General features: G+C 50.8%; 17 protein-coding genes and 1 other RNA gene. 5 read left to right on the top strand and 13 right to left on the bottom strand.

What is annotated here, in order from left to right:
- Positions 1 to 31: 31 nt before the first annotated feature.
- From kdsA to tilS, 3 genes are all read right to left on the bottom strand, one after another.
- Positions 32 to 877 (bottom strand): 3-deoxy-8-phosphooctulonate synthase, encoded by an 846-nt coding sequence (gene kdsA / locus LX59_RS10230; RefSeq protein WP_144571769.1) that lies wholly within the window; start codon positions 875 to 877, stop codon positions 32 to 34.
- Positions 874 to 2,505 (bottom strand): CTP synthase, encoded by a 1,632-nt coding sequence (locus tag LX59_RS10225; RefSeq protein ID WP_144571768.1) that lies wholly within the window; start codon positions 2,503 to 2,505, stop codon positions 874 to 876. The genes kdsA and LX59_RS10225 overlap by 4 nt, the downstream gene beginning before the upstream one ends.
- Before the next feature lie 145 nt (positions 2,506 to 2,650).
- Positions 2,651 to 3,940 (bottom strand): tRNA lysidine(34) synthetase TilS, encoded by a 1,290-nt coding sequence (gene tilS / locus LX59_RS10220; RefSeq protein WP_144571767.1) that lies wholly within the window; start codon positions 3,938 to 3,940, stop codon positions 2,651 to 2,653.
- A 98-nt stretch (positions 3,941 to 4,038) separates the two neighbouring features.
- Between tilS and ihfB the strand changes: the two genes are divergently transcribed.
- Together ihfB and ffs are read left to right on the top strand one after the other, a co-directional pair.
- Positions 4,039 to 4,317, top strand: a complete 279-nt coding sequence (gene ihfB / locus LX59_RS10215; protein WP_144571766.1) for an integration host factor subunit beta — start codon at positions 4,039 to 4,041, stop codon at positions 4,315 to 4,317.
- Positions 4,318 to 4,420: 103 nt separating this feature from the next.
- Positions 4,421 to 4,517: signal recognition particle sRNA small type (ffs, locus tag LX59_RS10210), an RNA gene on the top strand.
- A gap of 59 nt (positions 4,518 to 4,576) precedes the next feature.
- On the opposite strand, the gene ppnP is transcribed toward ffs, so the two are convergent.
- The gene (gene ppnP, locus LX59_RS10205; protein ID WP_144571765.1) at positions 4,577 to 4,858 is read right to left on the bottom strand and encodes a pyrimidine/purine nucleoside phosphorylase; all 282 of its coding nucleotides are present in this window, start codon (positions 4,856 to 4,858) and stop codon (positions 4,577 to 4,579) included.
- A gap of 133 nt (positions 4,859 to 4,991) precedes the next feature.
- Between ppnP and LX59_RS10200 the strand changes: the two genes are divergently transcribed.
- Entirely contained in the window at positions 4,992 to 5,243 is a 252-nt protein-coding gene (locus LX59_RS10200) for a YkgJ family cysteine cluster protein (protein WP_144571764.1), read from the top strand.
- 20 nt (positions 5,244 to 5,263) lie between these two features.
- On the opposite strand, the gene LX59_RS10195 is transcribed toward LX59_RS10200, so the two are convergent.
- Complete coding sequence (locus LX59_RS10195) at positions 5,264 to 5,578, bottom strand: SCP2 sterol-binding domain-containing protein (protein ID WP_144571763.1); 315 nt, start codon at positions 5,576 to 5,578, stop codon at positions 5,264 to 5,266.
- 118 nt (positions 5,579 to 5,696) lie between these two features.
- Here LX59_RS10195 and dnaE point away from each other — a divergent pair, with 118 nt between their 5' ends.
- Positions 5,697 to 9,218: a DNA polymerase III subunit alpha gene (dnaE, locus tag LX59_RS10190; RefSeq protein ID WP_144571762.1), complete on the top strand. Its 3,522-nt coding sequence runs from the start codon at positions 5,697 to 5,699 to the stop codon at positions 9,216 to 9,218.
- A gap of 82 nt (positions 9,219 to 9,300) precedes the next feature.
- Positions 9,301 to 10,251: an acetyl-CoA carboxylase carboxyltransferase subunit alpha gene (locus LX59_RS10185; protein WP_144571761.1), complete on the top strand. Its 951-nt coding sequence runs from the start codon at positions 9,301 to 9,303 to the stop codon at positions 10,249 to 10,251.
- Positions 10,252 to 10,306: 55 nt separating this feature from the next.
- Here the strand turns inward: LX59_RS10185 and rnhB are convergent, their stop codons facing one another.
- From rnhB to rseP, 8 genes are all read right to left on the bottom strand, one after another.
- Complete coding sequence (gene rnhB / locus LX59_RS10180; RefSeq protein ID WP_144571760.1) at positions 10,307 to 10,909, bottom strand: ribonuclease HII; 603 nt, start codon at positions 10,907 to 10,909, stop codon at positions 10,307 to 10,309.
- Entirely contained in the window at positions 10,906 to 12,054 is a 1,149-nt protein-coding gene (lpxB, locus tag LX59_RS10175) for a lipid-A-disaccharide synthase (RefSeq protein ID WP_246118734.1), read from the bottom strand. Before lpxB ends, rnhB begins: the two co-directional genes overlap by 4 nt.
- On the bottom strand, positions 12,038 to 12,814 hold the full coding sequence (gene lpxA, locus LX59_RS10170; RefSeq protein WP_144571758.1) for an acyl-ACP--UDP-N-acetylglucosamine O-acyltransferase: 777 nt from the start codon (positions 12,812 to 12,814) through the stop codon (positions 12,038 to 12,040). The genes lpxB and lpxA overlap by 17 nt, the downstream gene beginning before the upstream one ends.
- Positions 12,811 to 13,251: a 3-hydroxyacyl-ACP dehydratase FabZ gene (gene fabZ, locus LX59_RS10165; protein ID WP_144571757.1), complete on the bottom strand. Its 441-nt coding sequence runs from the start codon at positions 13,249 to 13,251 to the stop codon at positions 12,811 to 12,813. The genes lpxA and fabZ overlap by 4 nt, the downstream gene beginning before the upstream one ends.
- Before the next feature lie 97 nt (positions 13,252 to 13,348).
- Positions 13,349 to 14,407, bottom strand: coding sequence for a UDP-3-O-(3-hydroxymyristoyl)glucosamine N-acyltransferase (gene lpxD / locus LX59_RS10160; protein ID WP_144571756.1), 1,059 nt, complete (start codon positions 14,405 to 14,407; stop codon positions 13,349 to 13,351).
- A gap of 1 nt (position 14,408) precedes the next feature.
- Positions 14,409 to 14,912: an OmpH/Skp family outer membrane protein gene (locus LX59_RS10155; RefSeq protein WP_144571755.1), complete on the bottom strand. Its 504-nt coding sequence runs from the start codon at positions 14,910 to 14,912 to the stop codon at positions 14,409 to 14,411.
- A 52-nt stretch (positions 14,913 to 14,964) separates the two neighbouring features.
- Positions 14,965 to 17,316, bottom strand: a complete 2,352-nt coding sequence (gene bamA / locus LX59_RS10150) for an outer membrane protein assembly factor BamA (RefSeq protein WP_144571754.1) — start codon at positions 17,314 to 17,316, stop codon at positions 14,965 to 14,967.
- Between the two features lie 58 nt (positions 17,317 to 17,374).
- Positions 17,375 to 18,715: an RIP metalloprotease RseP gene (rseP, locus tag LX59_RS10145; RefSeq protein ID WP_144571753.1), complete on the bottom strand. Its 1,341-nt coding sequence runs from the start codon at positions 18,713 to 18,715 to the stop codon at positions 17,375 to 17,377.
- Positions 18,716 to 18,728 lie beyond the last annotated feature (13 nt).

Raw genomic sequence — 18,728 nt, 5'->3', positions numbered from 1 at the left:
TTCGCTCCAACACAGTGTTGCACAGGGATTATCAGGCCGTTTCAATCGGCGAAAAACTTTTAACCAGATCGTCCAGTTGCTTGAGCTGGGTGAGGAAAGGCTCCAGCTTATCCAAACGCAGGGCACAGGGGCCATCACACTTGGCGTTATCTGGATCGGGATGAGCCTCAAGGAATAGGCCCGCCAGCCCTTGGCTCAGTCCGGCTTTGGCCAAATCCGTGACCTGTGCCCGACGACCGCCGGCAGAATCTGCACGGCCACCCGGCATTTGTAAAGCGTGGGTGACATCAAAAAACACCGGATAACGGGACTGCTTCATAATGCCAAAGCCCAGCATATCCACCACCAAGTTGTTATAACCGAAGGAGGTGCCGCGCTCGCACAGAATCAGGCGATCATTACCCGCTTCTTCGCATTTATGCAGAATGTGCTGCATTTCCTGCGGGGCTAAAAACTGGGCCTTTTTGATGTTGATAACAGCGTCAGTTTTAGCCATCGCCACCACCAGATCCGTCTGCCGCGATAAAAAGGCCGGCAACTGAATCACATCACAGACTTCTGCCACTGGTGCGGCTTGATAAGGCTCGTGCACATCAGTCAGGACAGCGACACCAAAGGCCGCTTTTACATCCTCGAAAATCCGCAAGCCTTCTTCCATGCCCGGCCCCCGAAAGGAATGCATGGAAGAACGGTTGGCTTTGTCGAAGCTGGCCTTAAATACGTAAGGAATACCGAGTTTCTGCGTCACCCGCACGTATTCTTCGCAGGCGCGCAGGGCTAAATCCCGTGATTCCAGTACATTAATGCCGCCAAAGAGCACAAAGGGCCGGTCGTTGGCGATATCAATATGACCCACACGAACGTTTTTTTGGTTCATAGCATACGTGCCTTTTGCGCCAATGCGGCCTGCACAAAACCACTGAACAGCGGATGGCCATCGCGGGGCGTGGAGGTAAATTCGGGGTGGAATTGGCAGGCCACAAACCAAGGGTGATCCGGCGCTTCCACCATTTCCACCAAAGCGCCATCCAATGAGCGGCCCGTTACCTTCAAGCCAGCGGCCTCAAGCTGTGGCAACAGGTTATTGTTGACCTCGTAACGGTGGCGATGGCGCTCCACAATCACCGGCTTGTCGTAACAGGCCAAGGCATGGGAGCCCGGCTCCAAACGACACTCTTGAGCACCTAAACGCATGGTTCCGCCTAAATCCGATGCTTCGGTACGCACTTCGGTATTACCAGAGGCATCGGCCCATTCGGTAATCAAACCCACGATGGGGTAAGTGGTGTTTTTGTCGAATTCGGTGGAGTTAGCGTTGCTCCAACCCAGCACATTACGGGCGTATTCAATCACCGCCACCTGCATACCCAAACAAATGCCGAGGTAAGGGATTTTGTTTTCACGGGCATAACGCACGGTAGCAATCTTACCTTCCACGCCGCGCAGACCAAAACCACCGGGCACCAGAATGGCATCCACACCAGCCAGCAGCTCAACCCCTTGGTTTTCGATGTCTTCGGAGTCGATGTAACGCAGATTCACCTTGGTACGGCTCTGAATACCGGCATGGCTCAGGGCTTCGATGAGCGACTTGTAGGCATCCAGCAAGTCCATGTATTTGCCAACCATAGCAATGGTGACTTCTTTCTCCGGGTTCAGCTTGGCATCTACCACCCGCTCCCACTCAGAGAGATCTGCCGAACCACAGTTGAGGTTAAAGCGCTCCACCACGATGTCGTCCAAACCTTGGGCATGCAGCACCGAAGGAATGCGGTAGATAGTATCCACATCTTCTAGGCCGATTACCGCCCGCTCTTCCACATTAGTGAACAGAGCAATTTTGCGCCGTGAAGACAAATCAATCGGATGGTCAGAGCGGCAAATCAGTACATCCGGCTGCAAACCAATGGAGCGCAGCTCTTTCACCGAGTGCTGTGTGGGCTTGGTTTTAGTTTCGCCAGCGGTAGCAATATAGGGCACCAGCGTCAGGTGCATCAGCATGGCGCGCTTGGAGCCGACCTCAACCCGCAACTGGCGAATGGCTTCCAAGAACGGCTGGGATTCAATGTCGCCTACCGTGCCTCCTACTTCCACCAAGGCCACATCGGCATTACCCGCGCCCTTGATCACCCGACGCTTAATTTCGTCGGTGATGTGCGGGATCACCTGAATGGTCGCGCCCAGATAATCCCCCCGGCGCTCTTTGCGCAGTACATGCTCGTACACGCGGCCGGTGGTGAAGTTGTTATCTTGGGTCATGGTGGTGCGGATAAAACGCTCGTAGTGACCCAGATCAAGGTCAGTTTCAGCGCCGTCTTGGGTGACGAACACTTCACCGTGCTGGAAAGGGCTCATGGTGCCCGGATCAACGTTGATGTAGGGATCCAGCTTGAGCATGGTGACCTTGAGGCCACGCGCCTCCAAAATGGCCGCCAGAGAAGCCGAAGCGATCCCTTTCCCCAGTGAAGAAACAACACCGCCCGTGACGAAGATGTAGCGCGTCATGAAAAACCCTAGAAGTCTACGTTAAGCGGCTGATACCGCTGGGGAAATAATGGAGCTATGGTACAAAAGTATAGATGCAGGAACGCTATTTGCTAAACAACAGATCCTGCCTAAGACGGGCACCTAGTGTACCGGAAAGGCTCTTTTAGCTCAAACCCGGAGGCTGCCATCTTAAGTTACATCCTGCCGGAGCCCACAGATTAGCTACTGCTACCACCTCCTCCCCCTGAAACATCAAGGGTAGACGCGGGCGCACAAAGGCTGGAATACCCGATTGATTTAATAAACGCTTCAGCTCAAAACTGCCCTGAACGGAATATTTCAAACGCTCACCGCCTTGTCGATAACCGATGCGCACATTCGTGTCACCTGCAAAACCCTGCACTTGGAGCACTCCATTGTCCAGAAGTTGCACCTCTGTCAAATCCTTAATACTTGATAAACCCGCCGCCGAAAATTTTTTCCAAGCGTGTGGCAACCACCAGATATGCCCTTCAGCACGCAATACATCGCCCTGGGCTAAACGCCAAAAAGGTTGACGGTCTGAAGCTGCATCACGCACGCCAATCCAACCCGCCCAGTGAGCGGCATCAGGCAAAGTAGTCCAAGGAGCCAGCCAATAGCGCAGCAGGTTACGCTGCCGAGCCTCGGATAAATCAGCCAAAGGCTTGAGCGCCAAACTAGGCAAAGGCAGCCAAGCCAGTGCTTCAGGTTTTGAACGCACACCCGCCAAATCCTGAAGGGCTAACTCATCCAAAAGCCCCTGAGCTTCAGCCATATGCTCAGCAGTACGCGCCAAACTAAGTTGCACTTTTGGCCAGCGCCGCTGTAATTCAGGCAACACAAAATGGCGCAGATAGTTGCGAGAAAAATCCAGTCGCTGATTGGTGGGGTCTTCAACCCAAGTCAGCCCTTCTTTAAGGGCATAGGCCTCAAGCTGTGCACGCTCAATGGAAATTAAAGGCCGTACCAAACGCCCTTGACCCAAAGGACGCACCCTAGGCATAGCCGCCAATCCACGCACACCAGCCCCGCGTAACAAACGGAACAACAGGGTTTCAGCCTGATCTCCTTGATGCTGAGCCGTCAGCAAAACATCCTCTGGCCCCAAAAACTGCTCGAATACCTCATAACGAGCCCGGCGCGCCGCTTCCTCAAGATTGGACTGCTGATTAATGCGCACTGAACGCAGCCGCAAAGGCACCTGCAAAGCCGCACAAAACTGGGTGCAGTGGGCAGGCCAATCATCAGCGACTTTTTGTAAGCCATGATGTACATGGATGGCTGTCAGCGGAGGCAATGGTTCTGCTTTGCGCAACTGCGCCAAGATGTGTAGCAGGACGCTAGAATCCAATCCACCGGACAAAGCAAGATACCAAGCTTTAGCCTGCCGATAAGGTTGTAGGGCTAACTGCACAGACTGCAGTAAAGACATGGAATTAATCCTAGTTTGGACTGTTCAAAATCTACACAGCATGTTAAAAGCCCTACTACCTAAAAAGTTACCTAGCCGTTTGAAAAGCAAGGAAAATCATGACCAAGTCGGAATTGATCGAGCGGATTGTTAATCATCAGGAACAGCTCTCGGCAAAAGAGGTGGAGCTGGCCATCAAAACCATGCTGGAGCAAATGACTCAATCACTGGCTTCAGGTGAGCGTATTGAAATCCGGGGCTTTGGCAGTTTCTCTCTGCACTACCGCGCTCCGCGTATAGGCCGCAATCCTAAAACAGGCCAGTCTGTAGAGCTAGAGGGTCGTTATGTGCCCCATTTTAAGCCCGGTAAAGAGCTGCGCGATCGCGTCAACGAATAACACAATTTATTTACTGGCTAAGGTTGTAAGTTACGCATAAGCCAGTACAATGCGCAGCCTTGCATCTGGGTTTTACCGGGTGCCTGCCTGTTATGGTGGGCTCCGCCGGTCCCCTCGCAACGATCAACCGTGAACCCGGTCAGGTCCGGAAGGAAGCAGCCGTAGCGGTGACATTGTGTGCCGGGGTGTGGCTGGTGGAGTTCGCCTCCATCTGCAAAGGAATCGTCTTCCTCGACGATCCCCTCATTAGACTCGCTAATCAGTGATACTCACACAAATAAGCAGTGTCTACAGCCACCTTGAGCTGGAACTTGGCATGGGCCGGAACTTCAAACTGACTGCCTGCTTCAAAGTTTTGCCAAACCTCACTGCCCGGCAATTTGACCACTAAAGCACCAGCAATAATATGCATGATTTCTTTTTTACTGGTCCCAAACTCATACTCGCCGGGTGCCATAACCCCGATGGTAGCTGGGCTGGCTTTTAAGTCAAAGCCAATCGACTTAACCTTACCGTCAAAGTATTCATTCACATTAAACATGGGATTTGCTCCAAAGGGACGTGCAAAAGAGGCGCGCAGTATGCCCAAGCACTTAGGGTTCGCAAAGGCTTTTCCCGCGATCCGGCTGCATCCATAATACGCCGCTTTTTCAGAACCAAAGAGTCAAAGCATTATGGATTGTCGTCCCGGCTGCGCTGCCTGCTGCATTGCTCCCTCCATTAGCTCTCCTATTCCAGAGATGCCGCTGGGGAAGCCAGCCAATCAACGCTGCATCCAGTTGGATGAGCACAACCTTTGCCTTTTGTTTGGAAAGCCCGAACGCCCCGCAGTATGCCTAGCGTTCCAAGCTGATGAAACGCTCTGCCAAGCGAGCTCAGAGCAAGCGTTAAAACTACTCAGTTGGTTAGAAGAAGCCACCGCCTGACCCCTGAGTAGCCTGCATCACTACTTAGGAAACAGCTCGTTGAGCTTTAAAGCCAACATCATATTGCCTTCGGTGCGCACACGCCCAGACATAAAGGCCTGCATGCCGCTAATCTCACCAGAGAGTAGCCCTTTAATGGTTTCTTTATCCATAATCAAGGCAACGTCACAGCGTTCGGCCTCACCCGCTTGCAGATCACAAGTACCCTCTTTAACCACCAGATAGTAGTTTTCGGCATCCGTGATTTTGAATTGAAACACCAGATCCAAGCCCGCGGCTGCTTTAGGATTAAAGCGGGACTGCATGGATTGAAGGATTTCAGCAACATTGGCCATAAGATCATTCCTTTCTAAAGATTGCCGCAGGTTATGAGTAGAGCGGCTAAGCTGTCAACGGCATATCCCTAAGCGAATCCGTTAGAATTCCCCCTCTTCTGAGCAACCGAGATTCACCATGACCACCCGTTTCGTTCATCTACGCCTGCATACCGAGTTTTCACTGGTTGATGGACTGGTACGGGTCAAACCCTTGATGAAAGCTGTGGCCAGCGCCGGTATGCCCGCCATAGCCATGACAGATCAAAGTAACCTCTGCGCTTTAGTTAAATTTTACAAAGCAGCCCTGAGCGCGGGCATTAAGCCTATTTGTGGTGCTGATCTTTGGTTGGCGGGTATTGGCCCGGACAGCCCTTTATCACGCATCACCCTGCTGGCCATGAATCCCCAAGGCTATCGTCACCTGACGGAACTGATTTCCCGAGGTTGGATTGAAGGGCAGCAAAATGAGCGCGTGGTCATTGAGCGTTCTTGGGTTAAAGAGGCGGCTGAGGGGCTAATTGCCCTATCCGGTGCACGTGAAGGCGAAATTGGCCAAGCTTTATTGGCCGAGGATCAGGATAAGGCTGCTACCTTGCTGAATGAGTGGCTAGCCGTATTTGGCGATCGCTTTTACTTGGAAGTACAGCGTACTCAGCGCCCGCAAGAAGAGGAGTACCTCCATGCCGCTGTAGCCTTAGCTACCAAGCATCAGGTGCCTTTGGTGGCTACCAATGACGTGCGTTTTCTCAAACAGTCTGATTTTGAGGCCCACGAAACCCGTGTGTGTATCGGTGAGGGCCGCACTTTGGGCGATCCGCGTCGCCCGCGTTTGTACTCCGATCAGCAATACCTCAAAACGCCGGAGGAAATGGCTGCGCTGTTTGCTGATTTGCCAGAGGCGCTGGAAAACACCGTAGAGATCGCCAAGCGCTGCAATATCGTGGTGCAGTTGGGGAAAAACTTCCTGCCTAATTTCCCTATTCCCGAAGGCATGACCATTGATGAATATTTTCGTCAGGTGTCCTTTGAGGGCTTGGAAGAGCGGCTTTTGGTGCTGCTGTCCAAAGATTCGCCCGATTATGAAACAAAGCGTCAAATCTATATTGATCGCTTGGAGTTTGAGCTAAATACCATCATCCAGATGGGGTTCCCCGGCTACTTCCTGATCGTGATGGACTTTATCCAGTGGGCCAAGAATAACGACGTTCCTGTAGGGCCGGGGCGGGGCTCGGGTGCGGGCTCCTTAGTAGCCTACTCGCTGAAAATCACCGACCTTGATCCGCTGGCCTATGATCTGCTGTTCGAGCGCTTCCTCAATCCTGAGCGGGTGTCCATGCCGGACTTTGACGTGGACTTTTGCATGGATGGCCGCGATCGGGTGATTGAGTACGTGGCCGACAAGTACGGACGCAATGCGGTCAGCCAGATCATCACCTTTGGCTCTATGGCTGCTAAAGCGGTGGTGCGCGATGTGGCGCGGGTACAGGGTAAATCCTACGGTTTGGCCGATCGGTTGTCGAAGATGATCCCCTTTGAAGTAGGGATGACACTGGAGAAAGCCTTCGAGCAGGAAGAACCGCTGCGGGAGTTCCTCAAAAATGATGAGGAAGCCCAAGAAATTTGGGATATGGCCCTGCAACTGGAAGGCATCACCCGTGGCACTGGCAAGCATGCCGGTGGTGTGGTCATTGCTCCGACCAAGCTTACGGACTTTTCCCCCGTCGCCTGCGATGAAGAGGGCGGCGGACTGGTCACTCAGTTTGATAAAGATGATGTTGAAGCTGCGGGATTGGTGAAGTTTGACTTCCTCGGCTTGCGTACCCTGACCATCATTAAATGGGCACTGGAAACCATCAACCGCGAGCGGGCTAAGAAAGACCTTGATCCGGTCAATATTGATTTCATTCCGCTGGACGACAAGCTGACCTACGAGCTGCTGCAACGGGCGGAAACCACGGCCGTGTTCCAGCTTGAATCGCGGGGCATGAAAGAGCTGATTAAAAAGCTCAAACCCGACTGTTTGGAAGATTTGATCGCTTTGGTGGCCCTGTTCCGGCCCGGCCCGCTGCAATCGGGCATGGTGGATGACTTTATCAACCGTAAACACGGCCGTGCGGAGCTGTCCTACCCGCATCCCGACTATCAATACGCCGGTCTAGAGCCGGTGCTTAAGCCCACCTACGGCATCATCCTCTACCAAGAACAGGTGATGCAGATCGCGCAGGTGATGGCCGGTTATACCCTCGGCGGTGCGGACATGCTGCGTCGAGCCATGGGTAAGAAAAAGCCCGAGGAAATGGCCAAGCAGCGCGGTGGCTTTATTGAGGGCTGTGCCAATAACAACATTGATGCCGATCTCGCGGGTAATATCTTCGATTTGGTGGAGAAGTTCGCAGGTTACGGCTTTAACAAGTCGCACTCGGCGGCCTATGGTCTGGTGTCTTACCAAACGGCTTGGCTGAAAACCCATTACCCCGCGCCCTTTATGGCGGCGGTGTTGTCAGCGGATATGCACAACACCGACAAGGTCGTCACTCTGATCGAAGAATGCCGCACCATGAAGTTGCGGCTGGTGGCTCCGGACGTCAATAACTCGGTGTTCAGCTTCACTGTGGACGACGAAGGACGCATTGTTTACGGCTTAGGCGCGATCAAGGGTGTGGGCGAAGGCCCGGTAGAGGCCATCGTGGAGTGCCGTCAGGCGGCTGGCCCTTTCACAGACTTATTTGATTTTTGCAGTCGTGTGGATCTGAAAAAGATCAACAAGCGCACCCTTGAGGCCTTAATCCGCAGTGGTGCTCTGGATCGCCTTGGGCCGCATTACTCGGATGATCCCAAGGTCTATCAAGCCGGCATCAACCAAAACCGTGCCCTGTTGTTAGCGGCTGTAGAGGAGGCTGTGCAGGCCGCTGAGCAAAATGCGCGCACCCAAAACAGCGGTCATATGGACTTGTTTGGGGGTGTCTTTAACGAAGCAGCGGCTGATGTCTATGCCAATCACCATCACACGCGTCCCTTATCCATTAAAGAACGGCTAAAAGGCGAAAAAGATACCCTCGGTCTCTATCTAACCGGTCATCCCATTGATGAATACGAGGGTGAAGTCCGCCGCTTTGCTCGACAACGCATCGTAGATTTACGCCCGGCTCGGGATACTCAGACCGTAGCCGGCTTAATCATTGATCTGCGGGTGATGAAAAACAAACGGGGCGAGAAAATGGGTTTTATTACGCTGGACGATCGCTCTGGGCGTATTGAGGCCTCCTTATTCGCCGAGGCTTTTACCAATTCTCATACCTTGTTACAAACTGACACCCTAGTTGTTTTAGAGGGCGAAGTAAGCCATGACGACTTCTCAGGCGCTTTGCGCGTGCGCACTAAGCGGGTATTAAGTCTGGGAGAGGCCAGAACAGCTTTAGCTGAAAGCCTGCAAATTCGTGTCACGCAGACCCAACTACAAGGAGAAATCCTAAATTGGCTGGCCCAAATCTGCCAAAAGTACTCAGGCTCTTGCCCTATTACCCTCGACTACACCGGACAAGAGGCTCAAGCCACTCTACAATTAGGTCAAGATTGGAACATCGAACCTCAAGATGCCTTGTTGCAAGCATTACGTGACCAGTTCGGGCCCAGCAACGTCTCTTTGCAATACCGCTAACCTTACAAGGCCTATCTCTTGGGATAGGCTGAACCCTCAAAAACACTCGGCCATTTGGCTAGATCAAGACAAATAGAAGCCTATGAACCCCAACTTTCTGGATTTCGAACAGCCCATTGCTGAACTTCAGGCCAAAATCGAAGAGCTGCGCTTGGTGGGTAACGATAATGCCCTAAACATCAGCGATGAAATCGCCTTACTTCAGGAAAAAAGTCGTCTGCTCACGGAAAACATTTTCAGCAACCTGAGCAGTTGGCAAATTGCTCAACTGGCGCGCCACCCCAAACGCCCTTACACACCGGACTATATCCGCCATCTGTTTACTGAGTTTGAAGAGTTACACGGTGATCGGCACTTTGCGGATGATGCCGCCATTGTGGGTGGAGTGGCCCGTCTAAACGACAAACCTATTGTGGTCATTGGCCATCAAAAAGGTCGGGATGTACGCGAGAAAGTACGCTGTAACTTCGGCATGCCCCGCCCCGAAGGTTATCGTAAAGCCTGCCGCCTGATGGAGTTGGCCGAGCGCTTCCGCATGCCTATCCTCACCTTTATTGATACCCCCGGTGCTTACCCTGGCATTGATGCCGAAGAGCGCAACCAAAGCGAAGCCATCGCTTGGAACCTGCGGGTTATGTCACGTCTTAAAACTCCAATCATCGCTACCGTAGTGGGTGAAGGCGGTTCTGGGGGTGCCTTGGCTATTGGTGTGGGCGATCGTTTGAACATGCTGGAGTACTCCACCTACGCCGTGATTTCCCCTGAAGGCTGCGCCTCCATTTTGTGGCGGACAGCCGAAAAAGCCCCCGATGCCGCAGAAGCTATGGGTATTACAGCCTATCGCCTTCAGGAGCTAGGCATCGTAGATACCGTTATTCGGGAACCTTTGGGTGGCGCGCACCGTAACCCTGCCTTAATGGCAGAAGCTATCCGTGAAGAGCTGCTGGTTCAGCTAGAAACTTTGCAGTCTTTAAGTACCGAAGACTTGTTAGCACAACGCTACGAGCGCTTAATGGGCTTTGGTATCGTCTAATAGCAATGAGACCTGCATCCTTTGCATTCCAAGGCAAAGGATGTAGCCTTTTCCATCAATCCTGTCTTAAAGCTCGCTGCACAGGAGCAAAAGAGCGGCGATAAATGGGAGTTGGCCCTAAGCGCTGCAAAGCCTCTAAGTGTTTAGGTGTTGGGTAGCCTTTGTGTTGCGCCAACCCATATCCTGGATACTGTGTATCTAAAAGCTGCATTTCCCGATCCCGACTCACCTTTGCCAGAATAGAAGCTGCTGCAATGGCAGGCTCTAAAGCATCACCACCAATAACGGGGCGGCTAGACATAGGTAAAACTGGACAACGATTGCCGTCCACGAGAACCAGCATTGGCCGAATACTTAACCCCTGCACAGCGCGCTGCATAGCAAGCATTGTGGCGTGCAGGATATTCAGCCGGTCAATTTCCTCTACTTCGGCCCGAGCGATGCACCATGCTAGAGCTTTGGCACAGATTTCATCGTACAAAAGCTCCCGTCGCGCTTCACTGAGTTTTTTAGAGTCGTTCAAGCCCACAATAGGTTGTTGAGGATCGAGAATAACCGCTGCAGTAACCACCGGGCCGCACAGAGGGCCGCGTCCCACCTCATCCACTCCAGCAACGGAGCCCTCAACGGTAGAAAAATCCAATCCCATTTGCCTCATTGAGCAACCAACTCCAACACAGCTTCCGCTGCTTGATGGGAGGCATTAAGCCGCAATTTTTGGTGCAACTTGGCAAAAGTGGCGACCTGCTCCTGAGGATGATCCAAGGCTTGAATCAAGGCCGGAACCATTGCATTGGGCTGAGCCGCATCTTGAATAAACTCAGGCACTAACAAACGACCAGCCAATAAATTGGGTAGAGCAAAGAAAGGGGTTTTTACCAAGCGCTTAGCAATGCGGTAGGTCATGTTCGACACTCGGTAGGCCACGACCATAGGACGACGATGCAATAAGGCCTCTAAGGTTGCTGTCCCTGAAGCAATCAAGACTGCATTACAGGCTGTTAACGCCTCATGGGATTGCCCATCTAATAGCCTCACGGAAAGCTCAGGATAATCCAACAACAACTGCTCCAGTTGGTGCCGACGCTCTGGAGTCGCACAAGGCAATATAAAACGAATGTTCGGGCGCTGAATCTGTAGCAAACGCGCGGTTTCTAAAAACAGACTACCCAAACGGGATACTTCACCACCTCGACTGCCAGGCATCAGAGCAATAACAGAATCCTCTGCACTCAAGCCCAGTCGCTTACGGGCGGCTCCAGAGTCCACAGACATCTCAATTTGATCCGCCAGAGGATGCCCAATAAAGTGCACGGGAACCTGATGCTCTTCATAGAAGCGGGCCTCAAAAGGCAACAGAGTCAACATCAGGTCACAGGCTTTACGAATCTTTAGTACCCGCTTTTGCCGCCAAGCCCATACGGAGGGGCTAACGTAATGCACAGTACGAATACCAGCGTGACGTAACTTCAGCTCTAGTCCTAAGTTAAAATCCGGCGCATCAATGCCAATAAACACATCAGGCTGCTGTTGTATCAGATAGCGCACCAATGCGTAACGCCGCCACAACAACTCGGGTAAACGCCCCAAGACCTCAACCAAGCCCATGACAGCTAAGCGCTCTTGCGGGAAAAAGCTGTCTAATCCTTCAGCCTGCATCCGGCTTCCACCCACACCAATAAAACGAATATGGGGAGTGCGGGCTTTTAACGCCTGCATTAAGCCAGCCCCTAGAATATCTCCAGAGGCTTCGCCTGCCACTAGGGCGATGGTTAAGGGCTTAATATCAGCGGGTAATGCCACGTGTGGAGTCTCTAATGCTGTCCCTAAATAGAGCCACTTCTGGGAAGCGAGCGGCATCCTCTTCCAAGTGGACTAAGGCTTCTTCAGTCGTTAAATTCTGCCGATAAACGACTTTATAGGCCCGACGCAAAGCGGTAATGACCTCAGGAGTAAAGCCCCGCCGCCGCATGCCTTCAAAGTTCATGCTACGCGCTTCGGCAGGATTACCTAAGACGGTGACAAACGCTGGTACGTCTTTAACCACCCCTGAGCCCATACCACAGAAACTATGGGGCCCCACATGGCAGTGCTGATGAATCAGTACATAACCTGAAATAATCGCCCAATCACCCACATGCACATGGCCAGCTAGCCCGGCATTGTTCACGATAATGCAGTGGTCGCCCACCACGCTGTCATGACCAACGTGGGCATAGGCCATGATCAGGTTATGGCTACCGATGGTGGTTTCTGAGCGATCCTGCACTGTACCTCGGTGAATCGTTACACCTTCCCGAATGATGTTGTGATCGCCCATCACCAGTCGGGTAGGCTCACCTTTGTATTTCATATCGGGGGTATCTTCACCCACCGAAGAAAACTGGAAAATCCGATTGTATTTACCAATGCGAGTTGGGCCTTTCACAATCACATGAGGGCCAATGACGGTACCCTCACCAATTTCTACATCGGGCCCGATAATGGACCACGGACCGACCTCTACCCCATCAGCCAAACGTGCTGATGGGTCGATGATGGCTCGCGAGTCAATCAATGTCATAGTTTGCGTTCCGCACAAATGATCTCTGCCGAGCAGACTGTTTTATCATCTACAATCGCTTGACAATCAAATTTCCAGATCGCGCGTTTGGCGCTGATAAATTTTGCCTCTAATACCAATTGATCACCGGCAATCACCGGCTGACGAAAACGCAATTTATCGGATCCCACAAAGTAATACAGGGTACCGTCGGCTGGCTTAACACCCAGCATTTTAAAACCTAGGATTCCCGCAGCCTGAGCCATAGCTTCGACAATAAGCACACCGGGCATGATGGGATGATGAGGAAAATGGCCGTTAAAAAACGGCTCATTGATGGTGACGTTTTTATAGGCTCGAATGCACTGAGCTTCTGTATCAAGAGCTACTACCCGGTCAACCAGCAAAAAAGGGTAACGGTGGGGTAGGTATTCGCGAATTTCGTTAATATCCATCATGTCAGGAAAAGAGCCTGTAATTAAAGAAAATACCAGGTCACTTGCACTCAGCTGCAGGCAATTAAATACCTTTAACGCGACAAATCAAGTGACCGGTTTAGGCATCAGAAGCAGCATCTTCTTTGCTCGTCACGGCCGCTAATTGCTTTTCCAGATGCGACAAGCGACGGGCCATTTCGTCAAGCTGACGAATACGGGCCGCGCTCTTTTTCCATTCTGCTGCTGTTTGCATGGCCGTTCCGGATGAATATGCACCCGGCTCTGTAATAGAGCGCGTCACCATGGTCATACCGGTAACGAACACCCCATCACAAATATTAATATGTCCTACCATTCCTACACCGCCTGCAATCATGCAGTGGCGGCCAATATGGGTACTACCAGAAATCCCCACACAGGCTGCCATGGCTGTGTGATCCCCTACCTCCACATTGTGGGCAATTTGGATTTGGTTATCGAGCTTCACCCCTTTACCAATGCACGTATCCGATAAAGCCCCGCGATCAATAGTAGTATTGGCTCCTACTTCTGCATCATCACCAATACAGACTGAACCTACCTGAGCGATTTTGCGCCATACACCCTGTTCATTGGCAAATCCAAAGCCTTCACTACCAATAACCGCTCCGGGCTGGATCACTACACGCTTTCCTAGTTGCACATCGTGGCACAGGGTTACACGCGGCCCAAGTCGAGTATCCTCCCCCACCCGAACCCGGGCTCCAACATAGGTATGGGCGCTGATCTCCACTCGGGGGCCAACCCAAGCTCCAGCCTCTACCACAACGTAAGCACCGATGCAGGCTGAAGGATCAATCCAAGCATCAGATGCCACTACTGCTGTTGGGTGAATGCCTGCAACAGGCATAGGGCGTGTTTCAAATAAATGAGAAAGACGCGCATAAGCTAGATAAGGATCTTTTACTAACAGAGCTACGCCTGCAAACCCTTCGGCATCCTCTGGGCGCAACAAAACCGCAGCCGCTTGGCAGCTTGCCAAGTATTTACGGTACTGTGCATTAGCCAAAAAACTAATGTGTTGTGCCTTAGCCTCCTGTAGGGTCGCTATACCCTGAATTTGGGTGCTGGTTTGACCGCCTTGGAGTCTAGCTCCCAAATATTCGGCTAACTGGCCTAGGGTATGCGTCAAAGTCATATCAACGTATCTGATTCATGCGCTCAATCACTTGGCGCGTAATATCAAATTGTGGCTTAACGTTGACAACTGCAGAGGCTTCTACCACCAAGTCGTAATCCCCACGTTTGATAGTCTCTTCAACTGCTTTGTCCAGTTTGGGTTTTAGTTGCTGGAGCATGTCTCGATCAGCCTTGGATTTAGCATCATTCAGGTCTTTAGACTGAACCTGAAAATCCCGCGCTTTTTGCTTTAACTCAAGCTCTAAACGCTCTTGCTCGGACTGCTGCATCTTATCGCCGTTTTTAACCAAACGCTCTTGGATACGCTTGGCATCTTCCTCAAGCTTTTTCAGCTTATCAAGTTGGGGGCCAAACTTTCGTTCACTGTCCGTAATGTAGCGTTTGGCCGCATCCGACTCCTGAAGCGCCATCTGGATATTCAGTACTGCAATTTTCGTATCAGCACTGGCAGGGCCAGCTACCAGAATAGTGCTGGCAAGGAATAACGGAATGAGCTTGCGCACAATCAATACCACTCTATTTCAGTCAAGACCTGCATGCAGTGCAGCAGGATGGTTAAAAGGTTTGTCCCATTGAAAACTGGAATATCTCGGTTTCTGAATCGCTTGGTTTTTTAATCGGCAAGGCCAAACTGAAACTCAACGGACCAAAGCCACTCACCCAAGTCCCACCAATACCAATAGAACTGGCCATATCTGTCAAACTAAACTTGGAGCAATTTTTGGAACCTGAGCGGCATTTAGTATCAAATACGTTGCCCACATCCCAAAATACCGAGGTTCTAAACGCCCGCTGATCCTTTACAAAGGGCATAGGGAACATCACTTCTACACCACCAGTAACCAACAGGTTTCCGCCAAAAGGCTCTTCGTCATCATCCTCATCCACCAGAGTGCCTTCGTTTGATCCATCACTCGGCGTACTACGAGGCCCCAAAGTATTGTCTTTAAAGCCACGAACGGAGCTAAAACCACCGGCGTAGTAGTTCTCATAGAATGGCAATTTTGAAGTCGTGCCAAAACTATCACCGTATCCGAGCTTACCGTGCAAACGCAAAGTATAAGTCCGATTTAAAGGCGTAAACATTTGCCCATTATAATCAATTTTATAAAAGCTCAGGTCACTACCTGGTAGGGTCGTTTCTGCAGAAAGACTTTGTGAATAGCCCCGATTAGGCATAACGCCACGGTTTAAGGTGGACTCTGACCAACCTGCGTTGGCTTTAAAGTTAAGGTAGTTATCCCCTTCTTCATCTAAAAACTCAAAAATTTCGTTAACCGTATAAGTCCCGGTATCAATCGTGTCCTGCTGCAAAGAGAGACCAAATGATACACGCGAGGTTTCACTGATCGGATAACCAAAGCTAAAGCCAGCACCAAAACTATCTATCGAATAACTGGAAACATCGTATTCTGTATCATCATAATCGGTGATGCTATAGAACGCATTATAGCCCAAACTAATACCATCATCATTCCAGTAAGGATCCGTAAAGCCAAAGTTATAGCTGGTTTTATACTCACTGCGGTTTAAGCCAACGCTCACCCGGTTTCCGGTACCCATAAAGTTATCTTGACTGATGGAGGCACCTAAAATAATCCCCGAGTTTTGCGCAAAACCCGCGCTAGCACTCACCGATCCAGAAGCCTGCTCTTCAACAGCAAAGTTCACGTCAATCTGATCGTCAACTCCAGGAATTTGCGTTGTTTCTACACTGACTTCTTTGAAGTATCCTAAGCGCTCTAAACGGGTCTTAGACTGATCAATCAAGTAGGTTGAAGCCCAACCTCCTTCCATTTGTCGCATTTCACGCCGTAATACTTCATCAGCCGTTTTGGTATTGCCTCTAAAGTTAATGCGATTAACGTAGGCTCGCCGACCGGGATCAACGACAAAGGTTAGGGAAACCGTATTGTCATCATCATGGGGCTCTGGGATACCGTTCACATTAGCAAATGTATAGCCTTCGTTACCCAAACGACGGGTAATTAACTCAGAGGTTTTAGTCATGATATTGCGTGAAAATACTTGGCCTTGCTTAACCAATAAAAGCGCCTCTACTTCTTCCTGAGGAACTTTTAAATCACCACTGAGTTTAACTTCACGTACGGTATAACGCTCACCTTCTGCAATATTGATCGTAATATAAACACTCTTCTTATCTGGAGTAATAGATACTTGGGTTGAGGTTATATCCATATTAATATAACCACGATCCAGATAATAAGAGCGCAAACGCTCTAAATCACCGGCTAATTTTTCACGTGCGTATTTATCATCGTTGTAAAAAAACGATAATAAGTTTGTTGTCTTTAACTGAAAATCAGTGGTTAAATCTTCGTCAGAAAACAGGGTATTGCCAACGATATTAATATGTTTAATCGCCGCAACCGTACCTTCATTAATTTTAATTTTGAGCGATACTCTATTTCGCGGTTGCGGAACAATAGAGGTTTCGATGCTGGCGGAATATCGACCTTGAGCTACGTATTGACGCTGTAATTCATTACGCACGCCGTCCAAGGTTGCCTGTTGAAAAATCTCACCTTCGGCCAAGCCAGCTTGTTGTAGACCTTTGAGTAAATCTTCCGACTTAATCGCTTTGTTGCCCTCTAACTCAATTTTAGAGATAGAAGGCCGCTCTACCAAATTGACGATTAATACGTTGCCTTCGCGGCTCAGTTGAATATCTTGGAAGAACCCCGTCCTAAACAGAGCACGGGTAGCCTCAACCAAACGCCGCTCATCTAAAGTATCACCGACATTTAGAGGTAAGGCGCTAAAGACGCTACCCGCAGACACCCGTTGCAGGCCATTAATGCGGATATCAGAAATAGTAAAGGAGTCGGCATGAACCTGAGCAATAACCAATGCAAACAGAAGCGCCGAAAGCAGCAAGCGTTTCATGAAGTCCTTTTTAGAAAGAAAACGTGAAAATGAGCCGCATTAGCATGAATCCTTTGCATTAAAGGCGTCCTATGTCGTTGAACAGCGCCAACAACATCAGTCCAAACATTAAGCCAATACCAATTTGCATCCCCCACCCCTGCACCCGATCCGACAATGGCCGCCCACGCACACCTTCAATGGCATAAAACAGCAGGTGCCCCCCATCAAGAACAGGAATAGGCAACAGGTTAAGCACGCCTAAACTAATGCTTAGGTAAGCCAAGAAATTTAAAAAGCTACCCAAACCCGACTGGGCAGAAGCGCCCGCCACTTTAGCAATGGTTATCGGGCCGCTCAAGTTTTTTACCGATAACTCACCTAACAACATTTTTTTCAACGAATCCAGCGTCAAAACGCTCATAGACCAAGTACGGCGTACAGCCTCAGCAACCGCCTCCAAAGGCCCAAAGTTCAGCTCACGCAGCATATCCTGCGGCCAGTCCACAGGCTGAGCACCAGCGCCCAGATAACCACGCCCGTCATCACGTTTATCTAAGGTCAGGGGGATGGTTAGCTGTTGTCCGGCTCGATCCAAATGCAGCTCAATTCTGCGTCCAGGCAAGGACTGAACCTGCTGCACCAGTTGGTACCATCCTTCAATGGGTTGATCATTTAGGCGCAATACTCGATCACCTAATTGCACTCCAGCTTGCTGGGCTGGCCCTTGAGCATCTAACTCTGCAATCACTGGTTCTACCGCAGGCCGCCAAGGAATTAATCCCAACTGTTCTAAGGGATCTGGCTCTTCTACGTTCCTTAACCACGCATTGAGTTTTATTTGGTAGTCCCACTCCCGAGCATTTGAATCCAAAACCTTAATGACTAAGGTTCCGGTTTCACCCAATCGCTCAACCAACCTTAAATTAACAGCGCCCCAACTGGTGACAGCTTTCCCATCAACCGCGATAAGCTCTTGTCCGATTTGAAGCCCTGCTTGCTCCGCCAAACTACCGGCAGCAAGACCACCAATAATGGGCTTAACCTGTTGCGAGCCCATTAAGGCCAGCACCCAAAATAAGACAACCGCTAGAGCAAAATTCACCAAGGGGCCGGCTGCTACAATGGAGAAACGCTGGGCCACTGACTTACGATTAAAAGCCTGATTAAGTAACTCCGGTTGTACGGGTGCTTCTCGCTCATCCAACATGCGGACGTAGCCCCCCAAAGGAATCGCCGCAATAACAAACTCTGTTCCCTGCCGGTCATACCAACGCACGAGGGGAGTACCAAAGCCTACCGAGAACCTCAACACCCGGACACCACAACGCCGAGCCACCCAAAAGTGCCCCCACTCATGGACGGTCACTAAGAGGCCTAAAGCAATTAGGGTCGCAAACAGGGTATACAGCATATCCATTTCAATCTCCCGA

This window comes from Azomonas agilis, assembly GCF_007830255.1.
In the GTDB taxonomy this organism is placed as follows: domain Bacteria; phylum Pseudomonadota; class Gammaproteobacteria; order Pseudomonadales; family Pseudomonadaceae; genus Azomonas; species Azomonas agilis.
This window is presented reverse-complemented; position numbering and strand designations above follow the sequence as displayed.